Source organism: Dactylosporangium sp. NPDC051087, assembly GCF_055586325.1.
The window spans coordinates 164,610-182,350 of the sequence record NZ_JBVJIJ010000024.1; the positions used below are offsets into that span (position 1 = coordinate 164,610).

Genomic DNA, 17,741 nt, shown 5'->3' on the forward strand with positions numbered 1-17,741 from the left:
GGGTCACAGGTAGAGGCCGACCCGGGGTGGTTCGTCGTCGGTGACGGTGAGGCGCGGGGAGCCGTCGCGCAGCGCGTACAGCTCGGCGAGCGTCGCGCCGTCCGGGCCGATGCCCACCGGGGTGCCGAGCCAGGCCGCGGCCTCGGCGAACGGCAGCGGCGCCACGTGCAGCTGGGCCAGGCAGCGGCCGGGGCGCACCACGGCCGGGTGCAGGTGCGCGACGTCCTCGTTGGTGGTGATCGCGACCAGCACGTCGCGGCCCTGGCCGAGCAGGCCGTCGGTGAGGTTGAGCAGCCGGGACAGCGCCTGGCCGGTGGCCTGCTTGGCCTCGCCGCGGATCAGCTCGTCGCAGTCCTCGAGCAGGAGCAGTCGCCACTTCGAGGCGCGGTCGTCGTCCTCGCCGAGGGCGGTGTCCATGAGGTACGCGGGGTCGGCGAACAACCGCTCCGGGTCGAGCACGCAGTCGACCTGGCACCAGTCGCGCCACTGCTTCGCCAGGGTCCGCAGCAGGGTGGTCTTGCCGGTGCCGGGCGGCCCGTGCAGCAGGATCATCCGGCCGGTGACCTGCTCGGCGGTCGTGGCCATCAGGCGGTCGAGGGCCTCCGCGGTCTTCGTGGCGTAGTTGCCGCGCACCGCGTCCCACGGCTCGGCGGTGATCCGGCGCGGGGTGCGCTGCGGGCCGTGCTTGCCGGAGTGCCAGAAGCCGATCGACACGGACTCGTCGGCGGGCGGCGGCGGCTCGGTGGCCCCGTCGACGGCGTCGGCGATGACGCTGTCGGCGAGGTCCGCGGACACGGCGGTGACGGTGACGTTGGCCCGGCGGCCGTGCTTCCAGCGGGTGGCGCGCAGCGTCCAGCCGTCGCCGGCGGCGAGCGTGCAGACGTCGTCGTCGTCGAACGCCTCACGCAGGACGGTGGCGCCCTCCGGCAGGAGGGTCGCCTCGCGGCGGAGGTTGGACAGGTGGCGGGTGCGGGCGTGGGGCTGGCTGCCGGCGACGAACGCCGACAGCGCGAGGAGGTCGAGGACGTCGATCACGCTGTCCGCGTCGTCCACGGCGGCCGCGATCGGCAGCGCGGTGGTGGGATCGACGTGGGTCACGCACACAAGGATCAGGCCGGCGCGGCTTCCCGTACACCAATTTTCAGCGTCGCCAGCTCCCGCACGGCGGCGCACCGCTGCGCGGTCGCGGCGGCCTCCGGCAAGGGGGCGCCGGCGAGCTGGGCGAGGACGAAGCCGGCGACGTACGCGGACCTGTTGCGGGGCGCGGGCGCCGCCGACGTGTGGACCGTGTCGGCGTCCTGGGCGAGCACGACCGCCCCGTCGGCGTCGAGCGTGACCGCGACGACGGCGGCGGCGGTCGAGCGCAGGAGCATGCCGCGGGACGCGATGACGGCGGCCGCGTTGGTACCGTCGACGACCCCGCCGACGGTGTCGAGTGTGGGTGTGACGAGGTCCGGCCCGAGGTGCGCCCACGGCGCGAGGTCCAGCGCGTCCACGGCCAGCAGCGGCACGTCGAGACGGCGGCCGGCGAGCAGCGCCCGGACGGCGGGGCCGAGGGTGCCGGCGCCCAGGTCGCACACGACGACCGCTTCGGGACGCTCGGCGAGGGACTCGTCCAGCCGTTGCAGGAGCGTCTCGGCCGCCGTGCCGCCGAGGGCGCCCGTGTCGCCGTCGTCGAACCGGGCGAGGACCTGGCCCGAGGCGACGACGCGCCGTTTGGTGACGGTACGCCGGCCGACCGCGACGACCAGCCGGTCCACTGCGCCGCCGTCCCACACCCGCGACCGCAGGGTGGCGCCCGCGTCGTCGTCGCCGGTCGCGCCGACGACGGTGGTCTTCGCGCCGAGCGCGGCGAACGCGCCGGCGAGGCCCGCGGCGCCGCCGGCGACCTCACGGGTCGCGTCGAGCGTGATGACGGGGACAGGGGCTTCCCGGCTCATCCGGGTCGGGGTGCCGGACAGCCAGCAGTCGAGCACGGCGTCTCCGACGACGAGCACGGGACGGTTCTGCCAGTGGGCGGCGAGGTCGGCGAATCTCACGTCCAATGCCTACCCGGCGCGAAACGGAACATTCTGCAACATCACAACATTGCCTGCGACAATCACAGGATCGAACGCGCAGACGTGGCGATGATCGGTGGGGGCATGGCCGGCCTGTCCCTCGCCGCCGAGCTCGCCGAGCTTGATGGCCGGCTGGTCGCACGGGCGGAGGCCGCGGGCGGCCACCGGGAGCCGTTGCGGATCGTGGTGCTCGAGCGGGAGAACCAGTTCGGTTACCACACGACCGGGCGGTCCGTGGCCGCGTTCCTGGAGAGTTACGGCACGCCGGAGGTGCGGGCGCTGACCCGGGCGTCGCGGACGATCCTCGACGCGCTCGGCGCCGAGTCCGGGACGCCGCTGCTGCGGGCGCGGCCGCTCGTCTGGGTCGCCCGCGAGGATCAGCTCCCCGCGATGAACGCGCTGCTGACGGCCAACCCGTCGCTGCGCGGCACGGATGTGGCGGGCGCGCAGACGCTCTGCCCGGCGCTGCGCCCGTCGGCGGTGGCGCGGGCGGCGGTCGAGCGGACCGCGCAGGACATCGACGTCGACGCGCTGCATCAGCTGTACCGCAGGCGCGCCGCCGCGGCCGGGGTGGTGCTGCGCACCGCGATCGGCCTGGAGGCCGGCGAGTGGACCGGGCACGGCTGGCGGCTCACGACCGACCGCGGTGACCTGGAAGCGGGACGGGTCGTCAACGCGGCCGGCGCGTGGGCGGACGCTGTCGCGGGCCGGCTCGGGGTGGCCGTCGCCGGGTTGCGGCCGATGCGTCGTACCGTCGCCATCGTCTCCATCGAAGGGGTCGCGCCGAGCTGGCCGCTGGTCCACGACGTCGGCGACGAGTTCTACTTCCGTCCCGAGAGCGGCGGGCTGCTGGTGTCGCCGTGCGACGAGACGCCGTCACCGCCGGTCGACGCGGTCGCCGCGCCCGAGGACGTGGCGCTCGCGGTCGAGCGGGTCGCCGCGGCGACCACCCTGCAGCTGCGGCGGGTGCGCACGAGCTGGGCGGGGCTGCGGACGTTCACGGCCGACCGGAACCCGGTCGTCGGGCCGGATCCGGTGCAGGACGGGTTCTACTGGTTCGCGGGGCAGGGCGGCTCGGGCATCCAGACGGCGCCGGCCCTGGCCAGGCTGGGCGCGGCCGAGCTGCTCGGCGAGCCCTTCGAGATCCCGGGCCTGCGGCGCGGGGCCCTGCGTCCCCGCTAGGCGTGTTTGGTCAGTGGGGTCGGAGCGAGGCGAGGTCCAGGCGTCGGCTGGGGCCGCGCCGGGCGCGCCTGGATACCGGTGTTGTATCCAGGTGTGACCGGCGTGGTTCCGGGCGGCGTCTGGGCCCGCCGCAGCCCGGCATCCACTGACCAGACACGCATTAGGCGGGCTTGCTGAGCCGGTCGTCCGCCGGGGCGGTGCGGTGGGTGCCGGCCAGGCCGGCCACCGTCGACGGGTCGCGGAGCAGGGCGTGCTCGGCGTCGTCGACGAACGCGAGGTCCGCCTCGACGTGCCGGGTCGCCGCGGACAGCAGCAGCCCGACGACCGCGTCGGCGGCCTTGCGCCGCAGGCCGTCGAGGTTGCGCAGCTCGCGCATGAGGTAGGTGCGCTGCTGGCCGAGGACGGTGCGGACGATCTCCGGGTCGCCGGAGCGGGCCGCCGCCGTCACCTTGAGGAAGAAGTCGTCGCGGAAGCCGCCGCTGCGCGGGCTCGCCTCGTCCAGCCAGCGGCGCAGCTCACCGCGGCCGGTGTCGGTGATCTCGTAGACGACCCGGTCGGGCTTGACCGCCTGGGCGTGCCGTTCGGAGCTGACCATGCCGTCGCGGGAGAGCCGGTCGAGGATCTGATACAGGTGGCCGATGTTCAGCGGGCCCCACTGCGGGCCGACCGCGGACTCGAAGGCGCTCTTCAGCTCGTACCCGTAGCTGGGGCCGTGCGACAGCAGCGACAGCACCGCGTGATGGATCGGCATGTGCGGAAGCCTACCCGCCCCTTGCATTGTCGCAATGCATTGCGACAGAGTAGGGCCCATGACCGCACCGTCCACCGGCGCCGCACTGACCGTCACGGGTCTGACGAAACGGTTCCACACCGGGGAGCAGGACATCGTCGCCGCCGACGAGCTGACCCTCGACATCGAAGCCGGGTCCTTCACCGCGGTCACCGGGCCGAGCGGCTCGGGCAAGTCGACGCTGCTGCACCTGGTCGGCGCGATCGAGACCGCCGACGCGGGCACGATCGTGGTCGACGGCGTCGAGGTCACCGCGCTGCGGCGGCGCAGGCTCAGCGAATATCGGCGCACCGTCGGCTTCGTGTTCCAGCGGTATCATCTGCTGCCCGCCCTCACCGCACTGGACAACGTGATCGCGCCGGTGCTGCCGTTCCGCGTCGGCTTCGACAAGCAGCAACGCGCCCGGGAGCTGCTCGACGCCGTCGGTCTCGGCGGGCGCGAGCGGGCCCTGCCGGCCCAGCTGTCCGGCGGCCAGCAGCAGCGGGTCGCGATCGCCCGGGCGCTGATCGGGTCGCCGAAGCTGCTGCTGGCCGACGAGCCGACCGGCAACCTCGACTCCGCCAACGGCACCCAGATCCTGGACCTGCTGCTCGACCTGCGGGAGGCGCACGGCATGACGGTGCTGCTCGCCACCCATGAGCAGCAGATCGCGGCCCGCTGCGACCGGCTGCTCCGGCTCGCCGACGGCCGGCTCACCGACGACATCGACCTGACCGACGGCGAGGACCCGGCCTCGACGCTCGCCCGCGCCACGCAGCTGCGGCTTTAGTCTGATTCAACCCCTTTGCGCGAGTACGATCAACGCTACGTGCTTGCGGGTCGGGGGTGGGAATGCCGCAACTCGATCTCGGCGTGCTCGCGCAGCCCGAACGGCTCGCGGCACTCCAACGCGCACAGATGCTGCTCGCCTCCTCGTCGGCGCCCGTCGACGGCCTGGTCCGGCTCGCCGCACGCGCCGTCGTCGCACCGGTCGGCCTGCTGACCCTCGTCGACGACGAGCGGATGCACATCGTCGGCCGGCACGGGCTGCCACCGGACCTGGACCGCGTCCACGCGGAGCCGGCGACCAGCTCCTTCTGCCAGTACGTGGTGACCGAGAACGCGCCGCTGGCCATCAGCGACGCCCGGGACCACCCGGCGCTGCGCGACCTCGGCGCCGTGCAGGACCGGGGCGTCACGGCGTACCTCGGGCAGCCCGTCCACGACCTGCACGGGCACACCCTCGGCGCGGTGTGCGTCACCGACTCCGTGCCGCGGCACTGGACCGAGGACGACATCGCCGCCGTGGCCGAGTGCGCCACGATGCTCGAGGTCATGCTCAACGCCGAGACCAGCCGCCACGACATCGCGCTCGCCGCCGCCGAAACCGACGCCGTGCTGGAGACCGCCCTGGAGGCGTTCGTCGGCATCGAGCTGACCGGCGAGATCACGCGCTGGAACCGGGCGGCCGAGCGGACCTTCGGCTGGTCCGCGACGGAGGCCATCGGCAAGCAGGTGGACGAGCTGATCATCCCCGAGCGCTTCCGGGCCGCCCACCGGGCCGGGCTGACCAGGCTCGCGCGGGGCGGCGTACCGAGGCTGATCGGGCAGCGGCTCCAGCTCTACGCGATCAACCGGGCCGGCGACGAGTTCCCCGTCGAGCTCACCCTCAACGTCGTGGAGGGCCCGACCGGGCGGCACGCCCACGCGTTCGTCTACGACATCAGCGAACGCGTCACCGCCGAGCGGCAGCTCGCCCGCGAACGCCACTTCCTCAGCGCCCTGCTCGACAACCTCGACGCCGGGGTGGTCGCCTGCGACGAACGCGGCAAGCCGATCCTGTTCAACCGCGCCATGCGGGAGATCGTCGGCGACGCCACCTCCTTCTCCGAGGACGTCCCCCTCATGCGGGCGTTCCACGGCGAGCACGTCCGCGAGGCCGAGGTCGTCATTCACCTGCCCGAACGGCCCCGGCGCAGCTTCACGGCCAACGCGCAGCCGATCCGCGACAGCGACGGCGCCCGGCTCGGCGCCGTCGCCGCCCTGCACGAGGTCACCGACCGGCGCCGGGCGGAGCGGCTCATCGAGTGCGAGCTCGCGGTCTCCCGCATCCTGGAGCAGGCGCCCACCATCGAGGAGGCGGGGACCGACCTGCTCGGCACCGTCGCGCAGACCCTGCGCTGGCCGCACAGCGAGCTGTGGCTGGTCGACAAGGTCGGCAACGTCCTGCGCAACGCGGCCATGTGGACCGAACCCGGCTACGTCATCCCCGAGCCCGGGCCGCTCGCCCCCGGCGTCGGTGTCTCCGGCGTCGCCTGGGAGACCGGCCAGCCCACCTGGATCCCCGACATCTCCGCGACCGCGAGCCGGCTCAACGTGCCGTCGCTGGCCCGGCACGGCCTGCGGGTCGGTCTCGCCGTGCCGATCCGCGACGGCGGCGGGGTCACCGGCACGCTCAGCTTCTTCGGCGACGCCGCCGAGGAGCCCGAGCAGTCCCTCATCGCGCTGCTGTCCGGGATCGCCGCGCACGTCGGGCAGTTCCTGGAGCGCCGCCGCGCCGAGGACCTGGCCCGGCAGCTGGCCCGCACCAAGGACGAGTTCATCTCGCTGGTCGGCCACGAGCTGCGCACGCCGCTGACGTCGATCTCCTCGTACACCGAGCTGCTGCTGCACGACAACGACGACGAGACGACCCGGTCGCAGTTCCTGGCGGTGATCGCCCGCAACGCGGAGAACCTCCGGGTGATCATCGACGACCTGCTGGACCTGGCCGGCCTGGAGAGCGGCTACGTCTCCCTCGTCGAGCGGCCCCTGGACTTCGCCGAGGTCGTCGGCGCCGCCGCGGCCGTCGGCACCCGCACGGCCGCGGAGAAGGACATCGACATGCAGGTCACGCTGCCGGACGGCCCGGCACCTGTCGCCGGGGACCAGCCGCGGCTGCGCAAGGTCGTCGACCATCTCGTCACCAACGCGGTGAAGTTCACGCCGGCCGGCGGGCGGGTCGAGATCGAGCTGGTTCGCGACCGGGCCGGGGTCGACCTGCGCGTCACCGACACCGGCGTCGGGATCCCCGAGGAGGAGCGTTCCCGGCTGTTCGAACGCTTCTTCCGCGGCTCCAACATCCGCAGCCTCGGCCTCCCCGGCACCGGCCTCGGCCTGGCCATCAGCCGCACCGTCGTCGAACGGCACGGCGGCACGATCACCGTCACGGACCATGGTGACAAACCGGGCACGACGTTCCTCGTCCGCTTGCCGTCGCTGTAGACCGGGGCACAATGGTTGCTGATGCAACTACGACGACTGACCCTGCTGTTCGTGGCGAGCGCCCTGGTCCTCGCCGGCTGTAGCGACTCCGCTCCGTCCTGGAAGGACCCCGGGTCCGGCTCCAGCGGCGGCGCGGCCGCCGGCACCGTCAAGGTGAGCACCCCTGCGGACGGCGCGCGCGACGTGTCGACGGCCACGTCCGTCGTGTTCTCGTCCTCTTCGCCTGATGCCAAGGTCACCCTGCAGGACGCCTCCGGCGCCGCGGTCGAGGGCGCTCCGGCCCCCGCCGCCGCTGGTGGCACTGGTGGCGCCTCGCCCTCCGCGGGCGGCGCCGCTCCTTCCGCGGGCGGCACCGCCTCGCCTTCCGCCGATGGCACCGTCGAGTGGATGCCTGCCAAGCAGCTGAAATACGCCACCGAATACACGGCGACGGTGACCGCCGGCAGCGCCAAGTCCACGGTGAAGTTCACCACCATGGCCAAGCCGTCCGGCCTCGTGCGGACCTCCAGCCAGATCGGCGACGGCCAGGTCGTCGGCGTCGGCATGATGATGATCCTGTCCTTCGGCGCCGAGATCCCGAAGGACAAGCGCGCCGGCGTCGAGAAGCGGCTCTTCATGACCTCCGACCCGCCGCAGGAGGGCAGCTGGAACTGGTACACCTCCAAGGAGATCCACTACCGCCCCAAGGAGTACTGGCAGGCCGGCACGAAGCTCTCCCTGCGCGCCGCCGTCGGCGGGGTCTCCTTCGGCGGCAAGTCCTACGGTGAGAAGGACCTCACCGTCGACGCCACCGTGGGCAAGAAGCTGATCATGGAGGTCGACAACGCGACCAAGCAGATGACCGTCACCGAGGACGGCACGGTCCTCAAGACGATGCCCGTCTCCCTGGGCAAGCCCAGCAACCCCTCGGACAGCGGCAACTTCATCGTCATGGTGAAGAACGAGTGGGAGTGGTTCGACTCCTCCACCTACGGCGTCCCGGTCGACTCCCCCGACGGCTACCGGACGAAGGTCGAATACCCGCAGCGGATCACCTGGAGCGGCCAGTACATCCACGCCGCCCCCTGGTCGGTCAAGGACCAGGGCAGACGCAACGTCTCCCACGGCTGCGTCAACATCTCCCTCGACCTCGCGAAGTGGCTGTACGGCGTCACCCACATCGGCGACCCCGTCATCGTCAAGGGCACCGAGGAGCGCGTGAAGTATGGTGACGGCTGGACCGACTGGGAGCTCTCCTTCGACGAGTACAAGAAGGGCAGCGCCCTGTAGGCAGCGCCCCGAAGGAGGTCGTTTTGGCTGGCCGGTCGGGGACCTGGTAACCTGATTCTTCGCGCATGGTGATGCGTTCCCTTGCGCTGGAACGTCCAACCCGAGCTAACAAGACGAGGTCTGTCCGCGTGGCGAACATCAAGTCCCAGATCAAGCGCAACCGGCAGAACGAGAAGCGCCGCCTGCGCAACAAGTCGGTCAAGTCTTCCCTGAAGACCGCGATCCGCAAGTTCCACGAGGCCACCGCCGCCGGCGACACCGAGGCAGCGACCACGCTGCTCCGTGCCGCCTCGCGCAAGCTGGACCAGGCCGCGAGCAAGGGCGTCATCCACAAGAACCAGGCCGCCAACCGCAAGTCGGCGATCACCAAGAAGCTGGGCTCGCTGGCCGCCTGACCGGCCCTCTCAGCACCCCGTTCCGCGAAAAGCGCCGCCCTCGCCAGGGCGGCGCTTTCGCTGTTCCCTGAACTCGCCTTTTCTGGTCTCGGGGCCAGCTGTTCCACGCCTGGACACCGATGAGCCGGAGGATCCCGGGCTCCTCGCCCTGGGCTCCTCCGGCTCATCATCTATGTCCCCGGATCCCGCCCGCCCCGGCCGTCGACGAACCGGCCGGACCGGACCCGTCCGGGTCAGGTGACGCATCTCCCCGCTTGCTCGAACGGCTGTGCCGCGCGACCCTCCCCGGACCGTCCGTCAGGCGAAGCGGCCCTGGTTGAACCCTCCGGTCCGCTGCCTGGTCAGATCCTCATCGGTCCGCCACGGCCGCTCGGCGTGCCGGCCCGACTGGAACTGCCCCGACGAGAAGTGCCCCGTGTCGTCCGCTCGCCGCCGGCCGCCCGGCTGCCGCTGCGCGTGCCGGCCGCTGGTCGCGTCCCTGCCCGCCGACCTGCCGTTCTCGACGGGTCGCGTCGGCTCGTTCGGGTCGGGCTCGTCGGCGGTCTCGTACCCGTTCCACGCCGCCTGCCCCGCCGCCCAGCCGGTCTGACCACCCCGGCCCGGCGCGGCGCCCCACTGCGCCTGGTCCGCCCAGCCGGTCTCGTCGTCCCAGTCGGCCCACGGGTCGACCGGCTCACCGTGCGTCACGTGCCCGTGCCCGTGCCCGTCACCATGCGCGGCCTGCCCGTCACCACCCGAACCAGCCTGCCCACCGGCGCCGCCATATCCGGGCTGCCCGCCGGCAGCGTCGCCCTGAGCGTCGGAGTAGCCCGTCTGCCCGTCGGCACCGCCGTACCCCGCCCGGCCATCCACATACCCTGCCCGGCCGTCGTCATAGCCAGCCTGACCAGCGGCGTAGTCCGCCTGGCCGGCGCCGTAGCCGGTTGCCTGGCCCTGCGCGTAGCCCGCCTGGGCGTCGCCGTAGCCGGTTGCCTGGCCCTCCGCATAGCTCGCCGGGCCGCCGCCGTGACCGTTTGCGTGGCCGTCGCCGTGACCGTTTGCCTGGCTCTGCGCGTAGCCCGACCGGCCGGCGTCCGGACGTCCCGCGGCGCGGGCGATCCAAGCGACCCGGTCGCCCCAGACGGTCTCGTCGCCCCAGTTGGCCTGGCTGTCGTGGGCGCCTGCCTGACCTGCCCAGGCGGCCTCGCTGCCCCAGCCCGCGACGGTGTCCTCGCCCCACGCCTGCCGGCCTTCACCGGAGGACGCGTGCTCGACCCGGCCCGGGTGCCCGCTCCACGATCCGTCGTTCTGCCGCACGCCCCGCCGGGCGTCGCCCGTGTCCTCGGAGCTCCGGTCGTGCCCGTCGGACGCGTCGGCACCCCAGCCCGCGGCCGGCGCATACCCGGCCTCTGCCCGGCCGGCGTCCTGCCCGGCTCCCTGCTCCCAGCCCGCCGGCGTCGCCCGGTCCCAGCGCTGACCGTCGTCGCCGCGGTCCCACTCCGGCGCGCCGTGCCCACCCTGCGCGCTCTGCCAGCCGGGACCGTCCGAGGCGTCCTGCCCGACCCGCCAGCCATGGCCGTCGGACGCGTCCTGCGCCCCCTGCCGGCTGCGACCGTCCGAGCCGTCCTGCCCGTGCTGCCAACCGCGACCGTCGGACGCGTCCTGCGCAGCCTGCCAACCACGACCGTCCGAGGCGTCCTGCGCAGCCTGCCAACCACGACCGTCCGAGGCGTCCTGCGCAGCCTGCCAACCACGACCGTCCGAGGCGTCCTGCGCAGCCTGCCAACCACGACCGTCCGAGGCGTCCTGCCCGTGCCGGCGGCCGCTGCCGTCCGACGCGTCCTGCCGGTCGTCGTAGCCGTCCGGGCCGCTGTGCCAGCCGCGGCCGTCCGATGCTTCCTCGTCGCGGCGCTGCTGGACGCGGGCCTCGTGGTCCCAGCCCGTGCGGGGGTCGTGGTCGCCGGCCTGGCCGGTCCTGTCCCACACCTCTGTGGTCTGGTCGTCGTAGCCGTGGCGCTGAGCGGTCCGGTCCCAGAGCTGGCCCGCCCCCGCGGGCTGGGTCGACTCGTCCCAGCCGGTGCGGGCCGGCCAGGTGCTGTCGCCGGTCGTCTGGTCCCACGCCTCGTGCTCGCCGGTCCGGCCGTGGCGCCCCTCGCCGCCGTCCTCGTCGGCGCGGCCGCGTGACCTGCGGGTGTCCGCGGCACGATACGCCGGGTGCACCCCCGTGTCGCCCTCCTGCGACTCCGGGTGGCCGTCACCGTCGTGGAACGCGGAGTGCGCGCCGCCCTCCCCTGCCCGGAACCCGGGATGCACACCGGTGTCCCCATCACGGAACGCCGCGTGCTGCCCCGAGTCATCGTCCCGGAACGCCCGACCCGAACCCGTGTTGTCACCGTCGCGGAACGCGCGGCCGGAGCCCGTGTCGCCCTCGTGGAAGGCGCGGCCCGAACCCGTGTCACCGTCGCGGAAGGCGCGGCGGCCCGTGGTGTCGGCGGTGGGCTGGGTGGGCGGGGCGTCGCTGGCGGGCGAGATCCCGTATTCGGCGCTGGGCGGAGCCTCGGCCTGGCGGGGGGTGCCGCCCGGGCCGCCGTCCCGGGCCGGAACCGAGATCCGGATGACGCCGACCTTCTTGCGCTGCGCCGGAGGCTCGCCCGCCGACTGGCGGGTCGCGGTGCGCGTCGCGCCCGCCCCGCCCGAGCCGCCTGAACCGCCCGAGCCACCTTGCCGGACGCCGACCGCATTGCCGGTGCCGCTGCCGGCGGAGGCGCCGCTGCCGGCCGGGACCGCAGCGCCGTCACCGGACGAACCAGCACCTGACGAACCGGGGCCACCCGGCGAGCCGGCCCGGCCCGGAGCGCCGGCGGCGGCCGAGGCGCCGGCGACGCTGGACCTGGCGACGCTGCCGGCCGAGGCGCGGCCCGACCCGGCGGCCGACACGCCGATGCCGGACTGGTCGCGGCCGGCGCCCGCGGCGCGGGCGGCGGCGCCGGCGCCGGTCCCGGTGGAGCTGCCCGCGCCTCTGGCCATCTCGGCGCGGTCGAGCGCGGTCGTGGCCCGCCGAGCGGCGGAGGCCGGCTCGTCGGAGTCGGTGGGGGGATCCACCCGAGTGGATGACGCCCGTTCGGATGAACCCCGGGCCGCGGAACGCGCCTGCGCCCGGACCCGCTTCGAACCTCCGATGGCCATGTCATTGACCTTGACCATGATCGCGACCACGGCCGGGAGGACGGGGACCGCCCACCAGCTGGCCAGCTCGGCGAGTGCGAGCAGCACGCCGGCCGCGATCATGCACTCGAACAGCATGAAACTGACGAATCCGCCGATGTGCAGGTGGCGAAGCCGCAGCGCACGCACATACAGCGGCGCCTGTGGGGCGAACCCGTTGCTCGTCGTCATCGTCCTATTCCTCCAGCACGCGCCGCGATCACTGCGAACACAGCCCGCTCGAGCGCATAGCCGCGGTCGTCCGAGCCACCCTTGACAGCGGCATTGCACTCTGCCGCCACTCGCATGGCATCAACGAGCGCCTCGGCCGTCCAGCCACGGGCTTGGCGCTGTGCGCGTTCGACCTTCCACGGAGGCATTCCCAAATTTCCGGCGAGTTGATATGCGCTGCCCTTGCCTGCGGCGGCCACCCGGGCGACGGTCCGGACCCCGTCGGCGATGGCGTCGGCGATCGGGACGGGGTCGACGCCGACGTGCATCGCCCAGCGCAGCGCTTCGAGGGCCGCGGCCGTGTCGCCGACCATGACTGCATCGGCGACGGTGAATCCGGAGACCTCGGCGCGGCCGCGGTAATACTGCGCGACGGTGGCCACGTCGATCCTGCCGCCGGTGTCGGCGACGAGCTGCGAACAGGCCGCGACCAGCTCGCGCAGGTCATTGCCGACGGCGCTCAGCAGGGCCTCCGCGGCGTCCTCGCCCATCTTGCCGCCCTGCCGGCGGATCTCGTTGCGCACGAAGTCGACGCGCTCGCGGTGCTTGCCGATCTTCGCGGCGGGCACGACGTCGGCCCCGGCGGTCTTGAGCCCGTCGGCGAGGGCCTTGCCCTTGGCGCCGCCGGCGTGGGTGACGACGAGGACGACGTCGTCCTCGGGGTCGCGGGCATAGGCGAGCAGCGCCGCGATGATGTCCTTCTTGGCGTCCTGCCCGCTGTCGACGACCAGCACCCGCCGCCCGCCGAACAGCGACGGGCTCAGCAGCTCGGACAGCTCACCGGCCAGCAGGTCGCCGCCGGGGCGGCGGTGGACCTCGGTGTCGGGGTCGTCGGCGCGGGCGGCGGCGATGGTGTCGGTGACGGCACGGGAGACGAGCAGCTCCTCGTCACCGATCACCAGGCGGAGGCGGGGCAGACCAGAACCAGACACGCGAGTCATCGTGTCACGACCCCCCGACAAGAATTTCTCCACGCGTCAGCGGGCCGGTCCGGACGGGCCGTGTCCCACGACCGCGAGCCGGCCGTCCCCGTCCCTGATGACCGCGACGTCGCCCTGCTCGTCGGTGCGGGCGACATACGTGCCGGCGCGGGCGAGCCGGGCGAGGACCACCGGGCTGGGGTGGCCGTAGTCGTTGCCGGCGCCGACGCTGACCAGGGCGATCCTCGGCGCGACCGCGTCCAGGAACGCGGGGTCCTGATAGGCGGAGCCGTGGTGGGCGACCTTGAGCACGTCGGCGCGCAGCGCCGCGCCGTGCAGGCTGAGCTGCTCCTCGGTCTCGGCGTCGCCGGTGAACAGCACCCGGATCCCCGCGACGGTGACGGCGACGACCAGCGAGTTGTTGTTGACGTCGGATCTGGTGCCGGTCACCTGCCGGTCGGGCCCGAGGACGGTCAGCCCGACGTCGCCGACGGTGAAGGTGGTGCCGGCCGGCGCGTCGAGGGCGGCGACGCCCCGGTCGAGGACGGCCCGGCGGCCGGCGACCGGCTCGGCGAACGGGGGCAGGAGCAGCCGGTCGACGCGGCGGCGGCGCAGCACGCCGTCGAGGCCGCCGATGTGGTCGACGTGGAAGTGGCTGACGATCAGCAGCGGGACCCGCTCCACGCCGAGGTCGCGCAGGCACCGGTCGACGGGGTCGGCCTGGGGGCCGGCGTCGATGACGACGGCGTCTCCGCCGCCGGCTGACACGACGAGCGCGTCGCCCTGGCCGACGTCGCAGGCCACGACGATCCAGCCGGGTGGAGGCCAGCCGCCGGTGAACGCCCGGACGGGCACGGCGCCGAGCGTGCCGCCGATGATGACGGCGATGACGGCCCGGCGGACCTTCCGCCGGCGGAACGCGACGATCAGCACCGCCAGGAGCACGCCGAGCGCCACGCCGCCCCAGACGCCGCCGGGCCACGGGAGGACGCCGTCGGGGACGGCGGCGCCGTGGTGGGCGATCGTGACGAGCCAGCGGGCCGGCCAGGCGGCCACCCAGGCGATGAACTCGGCGAGTCCGGGCAGGACCGGCGAGGTCACCGCGGCGAGGATGCCGAGGACCGTGGCGGGGGCGACGGCCGGCGCGGCGAGCAGGTTGGCCGGCACGGTGGTGAGGCTGACCCCGGCGGAGATGGCGGCGATCACGGGCGCGCAGGCTGCCTGCGCCGCGGCGGGCACGCACACCGCCTCGGCCGCGAACGCGGGCCACCCCCTGGCCCGCAGCGCCTCCGCCCAGCGCGGCGCCAGCAGGACCAGGCCGCCGGTGGCGAGGACGGACAGCGCGAAACCGGCGTCGACCGCCAGCTCCGGATCGACCACGACGAGGACGAGGACGCTGGTCGCGAGGGACGGCAGCACCGCCCTGGGGCGGCCGAGGGCGAGCGCGACGAGGGCGAGACCGCACATCGCGGCGGCCCGCAGGACGCTCGGCGACGGCCGAACCAGCACGACGAACCCGGCGAGGGCCAGCACGCAGACGACCGCGGCGACCTTCGGGCTCGCCCGGCACCATCGGGCGAGGAGCAGGACCAGGCCGACCAAGATCGCGAGGTTCGCGCCGGAGACGGCGGTCAGGTGGGTCAGGCCGGTGGCGCGGAAGTCGTCGGAGAGCTGCTGGTCGAGCCGGCTCGTGTCGCCGACGACGAGCCCCGGCAGCAGGCCTCCCGGCTCGGCGGGCAGCGGCAGGCAGGCCCGCTGGAGGCCGGCCCGCAACCTGCCGGCGGCCCGCTGCACCGCCGGCGCCGGGTCGACGCGGGACGGGGCGCCGGTGACGGAGATGATCGCGGCGCTCAGGTCGCCGCCGTCGGGCAGTGACAGCCGGCCGGTGGTCTCGGCCGTCTGCCCCGGCAGCAGCCCCAGCCAGCCCCGGTCGGCGGCGAGGATCAGGACGCGGGCGCCGAGCGCGACCCGGGTCCCGTCGGCGGTCTCCAGCCAGGTGAGCCGGGCGTGGACGATGACCGTCGGCGACCGGCCCGCCGTCTGGCGGCCGAGCCGCGGGTCGTCGGAGACGCGCAGGCCGAGCTGCACGGTGCGGTGCGCGGCGGCGAGACCGGTGAGCGGCTCGGCGTCGCGCTCGCCGACCCGGGCGGCGGTGGCGACCGCGCCGCAGGAGACGCCGAGCAGCGCCGCGACGACCACCCAGCGGGTCGGTCGCAGCACCCGCACCGGAACCCGGGCCCAGCACACGGCGAGGGCGACGGCGCCGAGACCGACGGACCAGCCGGCCCGGGCGGGGCAGAACAGGCAGCCGAGCGCGGTCAGCCAGCAGCCGACCGCGGCACCGGCCAGGCGCAGGTCGGTGCTCACACCGTCACCCGGTCCTTGAGCTGCGCGAACTTGGCGTCGCCGATGCCTTCGACCTGGCGCAGGTCGGTGACGGCGCGGAAGCCGCCGTGACGGTCGCGATACTCGACGATGCGCTGGGCGAGGACCTCACCGATGCCGGGCAGCGTCTGGAGCTCGGCGATCGTGGCGGTGTTGAGGTTGACCGGGCCGCCGCCACCGCTGCCGCCGCCCGGTCCGGGTGCCCCCGCGGCACCCGGTGGAGCGGGGACACCGACCGGGATCATCTCGCCGTCGACGACTTTACGGGCGAGGTTGAGGCCGGTCAGGTCGGCGCCGGGCAGCGCACCGCCGGCCGCGGCGATGGCGTCGGCGACCCGGGCGCCGGCCGGCAGCTCGACGAGGCCGGGCCGCTGGACCTTGCCGTTGACGGAGACGACCAGCCGGGAGGGCGCGCTGGAGGCCGCCGCCACAGACGGGACGGTGGAGATCGCGGCGGTCGGCGGCGCAGGGGTGACCTGCGGCCGGGAGCGCCACGCGAGGAACGCCGCGACGCAGAGGACCAGGGCGGCGACGGCCGCCAGGGCCCGCACGCCCCGCCGGCCGGGATCGACGGCGGACAGCCACGACCCGCCGGCGGCGGCGGGACGCGAAGTGGACGGCGAGTCCCACGGATATGGGTCAGGGTCAGGATCCGGGGGCAGGCCGACCACCCTGGCCAGCCGCCCCGCCGTCTCGTTGTCTTCGTCTGCGGTTGCGCGCCTCATGCCCGGTCACGCTAGGACCGGTCACGGGCGGCGGGCCGCCATCGGAGCGGCGAGCTGTGGACAACGCGGCCCTTGTGGACAACGGCTACACCGCGTGCACCACCACGGCGACCATGCCCGGCCCGACGTGCGCGCCGACGACCGCGCCGACCTCAGTCAGGTACGCCCCCCGCAGCCGCTCCCCGAATCGCTCCTTCACCGTGGTCAGCAGCGCGTCGGCGCGGTCCGGCGCGGCCAGGTGGTGCACCGCGACGTCGACCACCGACGACCCCGCCGCCTCCTCGGCCATGTCGACGAGCCGGGCCAGGGCGCGGCTCGCCGTGCGGACCTTCTCGCGCACGACGACGCCCTGGTCGGTGGTGTGCAGGATCGGTTTCACCGACAGCGCGGTGCCGAGCAGCGCCGCTGCCGCCCCGATCCGTCCGCCGCGCCGCAGGAATTCCAGGGTGTCGACGTAGAACAACGTCGACGTCCGGCCGACGGCGTCGAGGGCCGCCTGCCGCACCTCCGGCAGCGCCGCACCCGAGGACGCGGCCGCCGCGGCGGCGAGGGCGGGGAAGCCGAGGCCCATCCCGGTGGACTGGGTGTCGACGACGGTGACGGCGCCGTCGAACTCCGCCGCCGCGAGGGTCGCCGCGTCATAGGTTCCGGACAGCTTCGCCGACAGGTGCACCGACAGGACGGCGGACGCGCCCGCGGCGAGCTCGCGCCGGTACACGTCGGCGAACGCCTCCGGGGAGGGCCTCGAGGTGGTGACGGCGACGCGGCGGGCGTTGAGCGCCTCGGCGACCGTGGCGGAGTCGACGTCGACGGTTTCGAGGCCGGGGACGCCGTTGACGACGACGGCGAGTGGGACGACGGTGAGCCGTCTGGACGGGTCGTCGGCCAGGTCGGCGGGCAGGCAGGCGGTCGAGTCGGTGACTACGGCAACGGCGGGGTGAGAGCCGGTCATGACGGCACCGTAGCCGATCAGCCGCTCCGGACCGAGGTCACCTGGAACGGGGTGCCCTGCTGGCAGGTGCTCATCATGCCGGGCTGCGGGCTGCCGGTGACGGTGACCTGCTTGCCGACCTGCAGCGCGGCCCGGTCACCGCCGATCAGCAGATACAGCGTGCCGGGGGTCTTGAGCAGCAGACAGCCCGCCTCGACCCCTTCGACGACCTCCCCGGTGAGGGAGACACCGGACGCGGCCACGGACGGCGCCCCGACAGACGGCACCCCGGCGGAGGAAGGCGCGACGAACATCGACGGCCCGGCGGAAGGAGGCTCGGCGGGGGTGGACGGCGATGTGCCGCAGCCGCTCAGCGCGAGCGCGCAGGCGGCGGCGAGAAGCACGGAGCGAACTGCCATGACCCCTT

At 74.1% G+C, this 17,741-nt stretch carries 14 protein-coding genes; 5 read left to right on the forward strand and 9 right to left on the reverse strand.

Features of this window, described 5'->3' with window-relative positions:
* Positions 1–3 precede the first annotated feature (3 nt).
* Both ACZ6TV_RS38925 and ACZ6TV_RS38930 read right to left on the reverse strand, forming a co-directional pair.
* Positions 4–1,098 carry a DUF5925 domain-containing protein gene (locus tag ACZ6TV_RS38925; protein ID WP_465303582.1) on the reverse strand — a complete coding sequence of 365 codons (1,095 nt, stop codon included), beginning with the start codon at positions 1,096–1,098 and terminating at the stop codon, positions 4–6.
* Positions 1,099–1,109: 11 nt separating this feature from the next.
* The gene (locus ACZ6TV_RS38930) at positions 1,110–2,039 is read right to left on the reverse strand and encodes a PfkB family carbohydrate kinase (RefSeq protein WP_465303584.1); all 930 of its coding nucleotides are present in this window, start codon (positions 2,037–2,039) and stop codon (positions 1,110–1,112) included.
* Positions 2,040–2,129: 90 nt separating this feature from the next.
* Here ACZ6TV_RS38930 and ACZ6TV_RS38935 point away from each other — a divergent pair, with 90 nt between their 5' ends.
* The gene (locus tag ACZ6TV_RS38935; protein WP_465303667.1) at positions 2,130–3,242 is read left to right on the forward strand and encodes an NAD(P)/FAD-dependent oxidoreductase; all 1,113 of its coding nucleotides are present in this window, start codon (positions 2,130–2,132) and stop codon (positions 3,240–3,242) included.
* Positions 3,243–3,402: 160 nt separating this feature from the next.
* Here the strand turns inward: ACZ6TV_RS38935 and ACZ6TV_RS38940 are convergent, their stop codons facing one another.
* Positions 3,403–3,993 carry a PadR family transcriptional regulator gene (locus ACZ6TV_RS38940; protein ID WP_465303586.1) on the reverse strand — a complete coding sequence of 197 codons (591 nt, stop codon included), beginning with the start codon at positions 3,991–3,993 and terminating at the stop codon, positions 3,403–3,405.
* A 58-nt stretch (positions 3,994–4,051) separates the two neighbouring features.
* Here ACZ6TV_RS38940 and ACZ6TV_RS38945 point away from each other — a divergent pair, with 58 nt between their 5' ends.
* The 4 genes from ACZ6TV_RS38945 (at position 4,052) to rpsT (ending at position 8,939) form a co-directional block, all read left to right on the forward strand.
* Positions 4,052–4,801 (forward strand): ABC transporter ATP-binding protein, encoded by a 750-nt coding sequence (locus ACZ6TV_RS38945; protein WP_465303588.1) that lies wholly within the window; start codon positions 4,052–4,054, stop codon positions 4,799–4,801.
* Between the two features lie 62 nt (positions 4,802–4,863).
* Positions 4,864–7,275 carry a sensor histidine kinase gene (locus ACZ6TV_RS38950; RefSeq protein ID WP_465303590.1) on the forward strand — a complete coding sequence of 804 codons (2,412 nt, stop codon included), beginning with the start codon at positions 4,864–4,866 and terminating at the stop codon, positions 7,273–7,275.
* Between the two features lie 21 nt (positions 7,276–7,296).
* Positions 7,297–8,544, forward strand: coding sequence for an Ig-like domain-containing protein (locus ACZ6TV_RS38955; RefSeq protein ID WP_465303592.1), 1,248 nt, complete (start codon positions 7,297–7,299; stop codon positions 8,542–8,544).
* A 128-nt stretch (positions 8,545–8,672) separates the two neighbouring features.
* The gene (rpsT, locus tag ACZ6TV_RS38960) at positions 8,673–8,939 is read left to right on the forward strand and encodes a 30S ribosomal protein S20 (RefSeq protein WP_033365494.1); all 267 of its coding nucleotides are present in this window, start codon (positions 8,673–8,675) and stop codon (positions 8,937–8,939) included.
* Between the two features lie 297 nt (positions 8,940–9,236).
* Here the strand turns inward: rpsT and ACZ6TV_RS38965 are convergent, their stop codons facing one another.
* From ACZ6TV_RS38965 to ACZ6TV_RS38990, 6 genes are all read right to left on the reverse strand, one after another.
* Positions 9,237–12,314 (reverse strand): hypothetical protein, encoded by a 3,078-nt coding sequence (locus ACZ6TV_RS38965; RefSeq protein ID WP_465303594.1) that lies wholly within the window; start codon positions 12,312–12,314, stop codon positions 9,237–9,239.
* Positions 12,311–13,294: a DNA polymerase III subunit delta gene (gene holA / locus ACZ6TV_RS38970; protein ID WP_465303596.1), complete on the reverse strand. Its 984-nt coding sequence runs from the start codon at positions 13,292–13,294 to the stop codon at positions 12,311–12,313. Before holA ends, ACZ6TV_RS38965 begins: the two co-directional genes overlap by 4 nt.
* Positions 13,295–13,330: 36 nt before the next feature.
* Positions 13,331–15,640 (reverse strand): DNA internalization-related competence protein ComEC/Rec2, encoded by a 2,310-nt coding sequence (locus tag ACZ6TV_RS38975; RefSeq protein ID WP_465303598.1) that lies wholly within the window; start codon positions 15,638–15,640, stop codon positions 13,331–13,333.
* Entirely contained in the window at positions 15,637–16,383 is a 747-nt protein-coding gene (locus ACZ6TV_RS38980; protein WP_465303600.1) for a ComEA family DNA-binding protein, read from the reverse strand. The genes ACZ6TV_RS38975 and ACZ6TV_RS38980 overlap by 4 nt, the downstream gene beginning before the upstream one ends.
* Before the next feature lie 85 nt (positions 16,384–16,468).
* The gene (locus tag ACZ6TV_RS38985) at positions 16,469–17,335 is read right to left on the reverse strand and encodes a DegV family protein (RefSeq protein WP_465303602.1); all 867 of its coding nucleotides are present in this window, start codon (positions 17,333–17,335) and stop codon (positions 16,469–16,471) included.
* Positions 17,336–17,352: 17 nt separating this feature from the next.
* Positions 17,353–17,733, reverse strand: a complete 381-nt coding sequence (locus ACZ6TV_RS38990; protein WP_465303604.1) for a hypothetical protein — start codon at positions 17,731–17,733, stop codon at positions 17,353–17,355.
* Positions 17,734–17,741 lie beyond the last annotated feature (8 nt).

Bases quoted from the DNA above. Each gene is read 5' to 3' on its own strand.
- ACZ6TV_RS38935 (WP_465303667.1), top strand. From the start codon at position 2,130: ATGATCGGTGGGGGCATGGCCGGCCTGTCCCTCGCCGCCGAGCTCGCC.
- ACZ6TV_RS38940 (WP_465303586.1), bottom strand. From the start codon at position 3,993: ATGCCGATCCATCACGCGGTGCTGTCGCTGCTGTCGCACGGCCCCAGC.
- ACZ6TV_RS38945 (WP_465303588.1), top strand. From the start codon at position 4,052: ATGACCGCACCGTCCACCGGCGCCGCACTGACCGTCACGGGTCTGACG.
- ACZ6TV_RS38950 (WP_465303590.1), top strand. From the start codon at position 4,864: ATGCCGCAACTCGATCTCGGCGTGCTCGCGCAGCCCGAACGGCTCGCG.
- ACZ6TV_RS38955 (WP_465303592.1), top strand. From the start codon at position 7,297: ATGCAACTACGACGACTGACCCTGCTGTTCGTGGCGAGCGCCCTGGTC.
- ACZ6TV_RS38965 (WP_465303594.1), bottom strand. From the start codon at position 12,314: ATGACGACGAGCAACGGGTTCGCCCCACAGGCGCCGCTGTATGTGCGT.
- holA (WP_465303596.1), bottom strand. From the start codon at position 13,294: ATGACTCGCGTGTCTGGTTCTGGTCTGCCCCGCCTCCGCCTGGTGATC.
- ACZ6TV_RS38980 (WP_465303600.1), bottom strand. From the start codon at position 16,383: ATGAGGCGCGCAACCGCAGACGAAGACAACGAGACGGCGGGGCGGCTG.
- ACZ6TV_RS38985 (WP_465303602.1), bottom strand. From the start codon at position 17,335: ATGACCGGCTCTCACCCCGCCGTTGCCGTAGTCACCGACTCGACCGCC.
- ACZ6TV_RS38990 (WP_465303604.1), bottom strand. From the start codon at position 17,733: ATGGCAGTTCGCTCCGTGCTTCTCGCCGCCGCCTGCGCGCTCGCGCTG.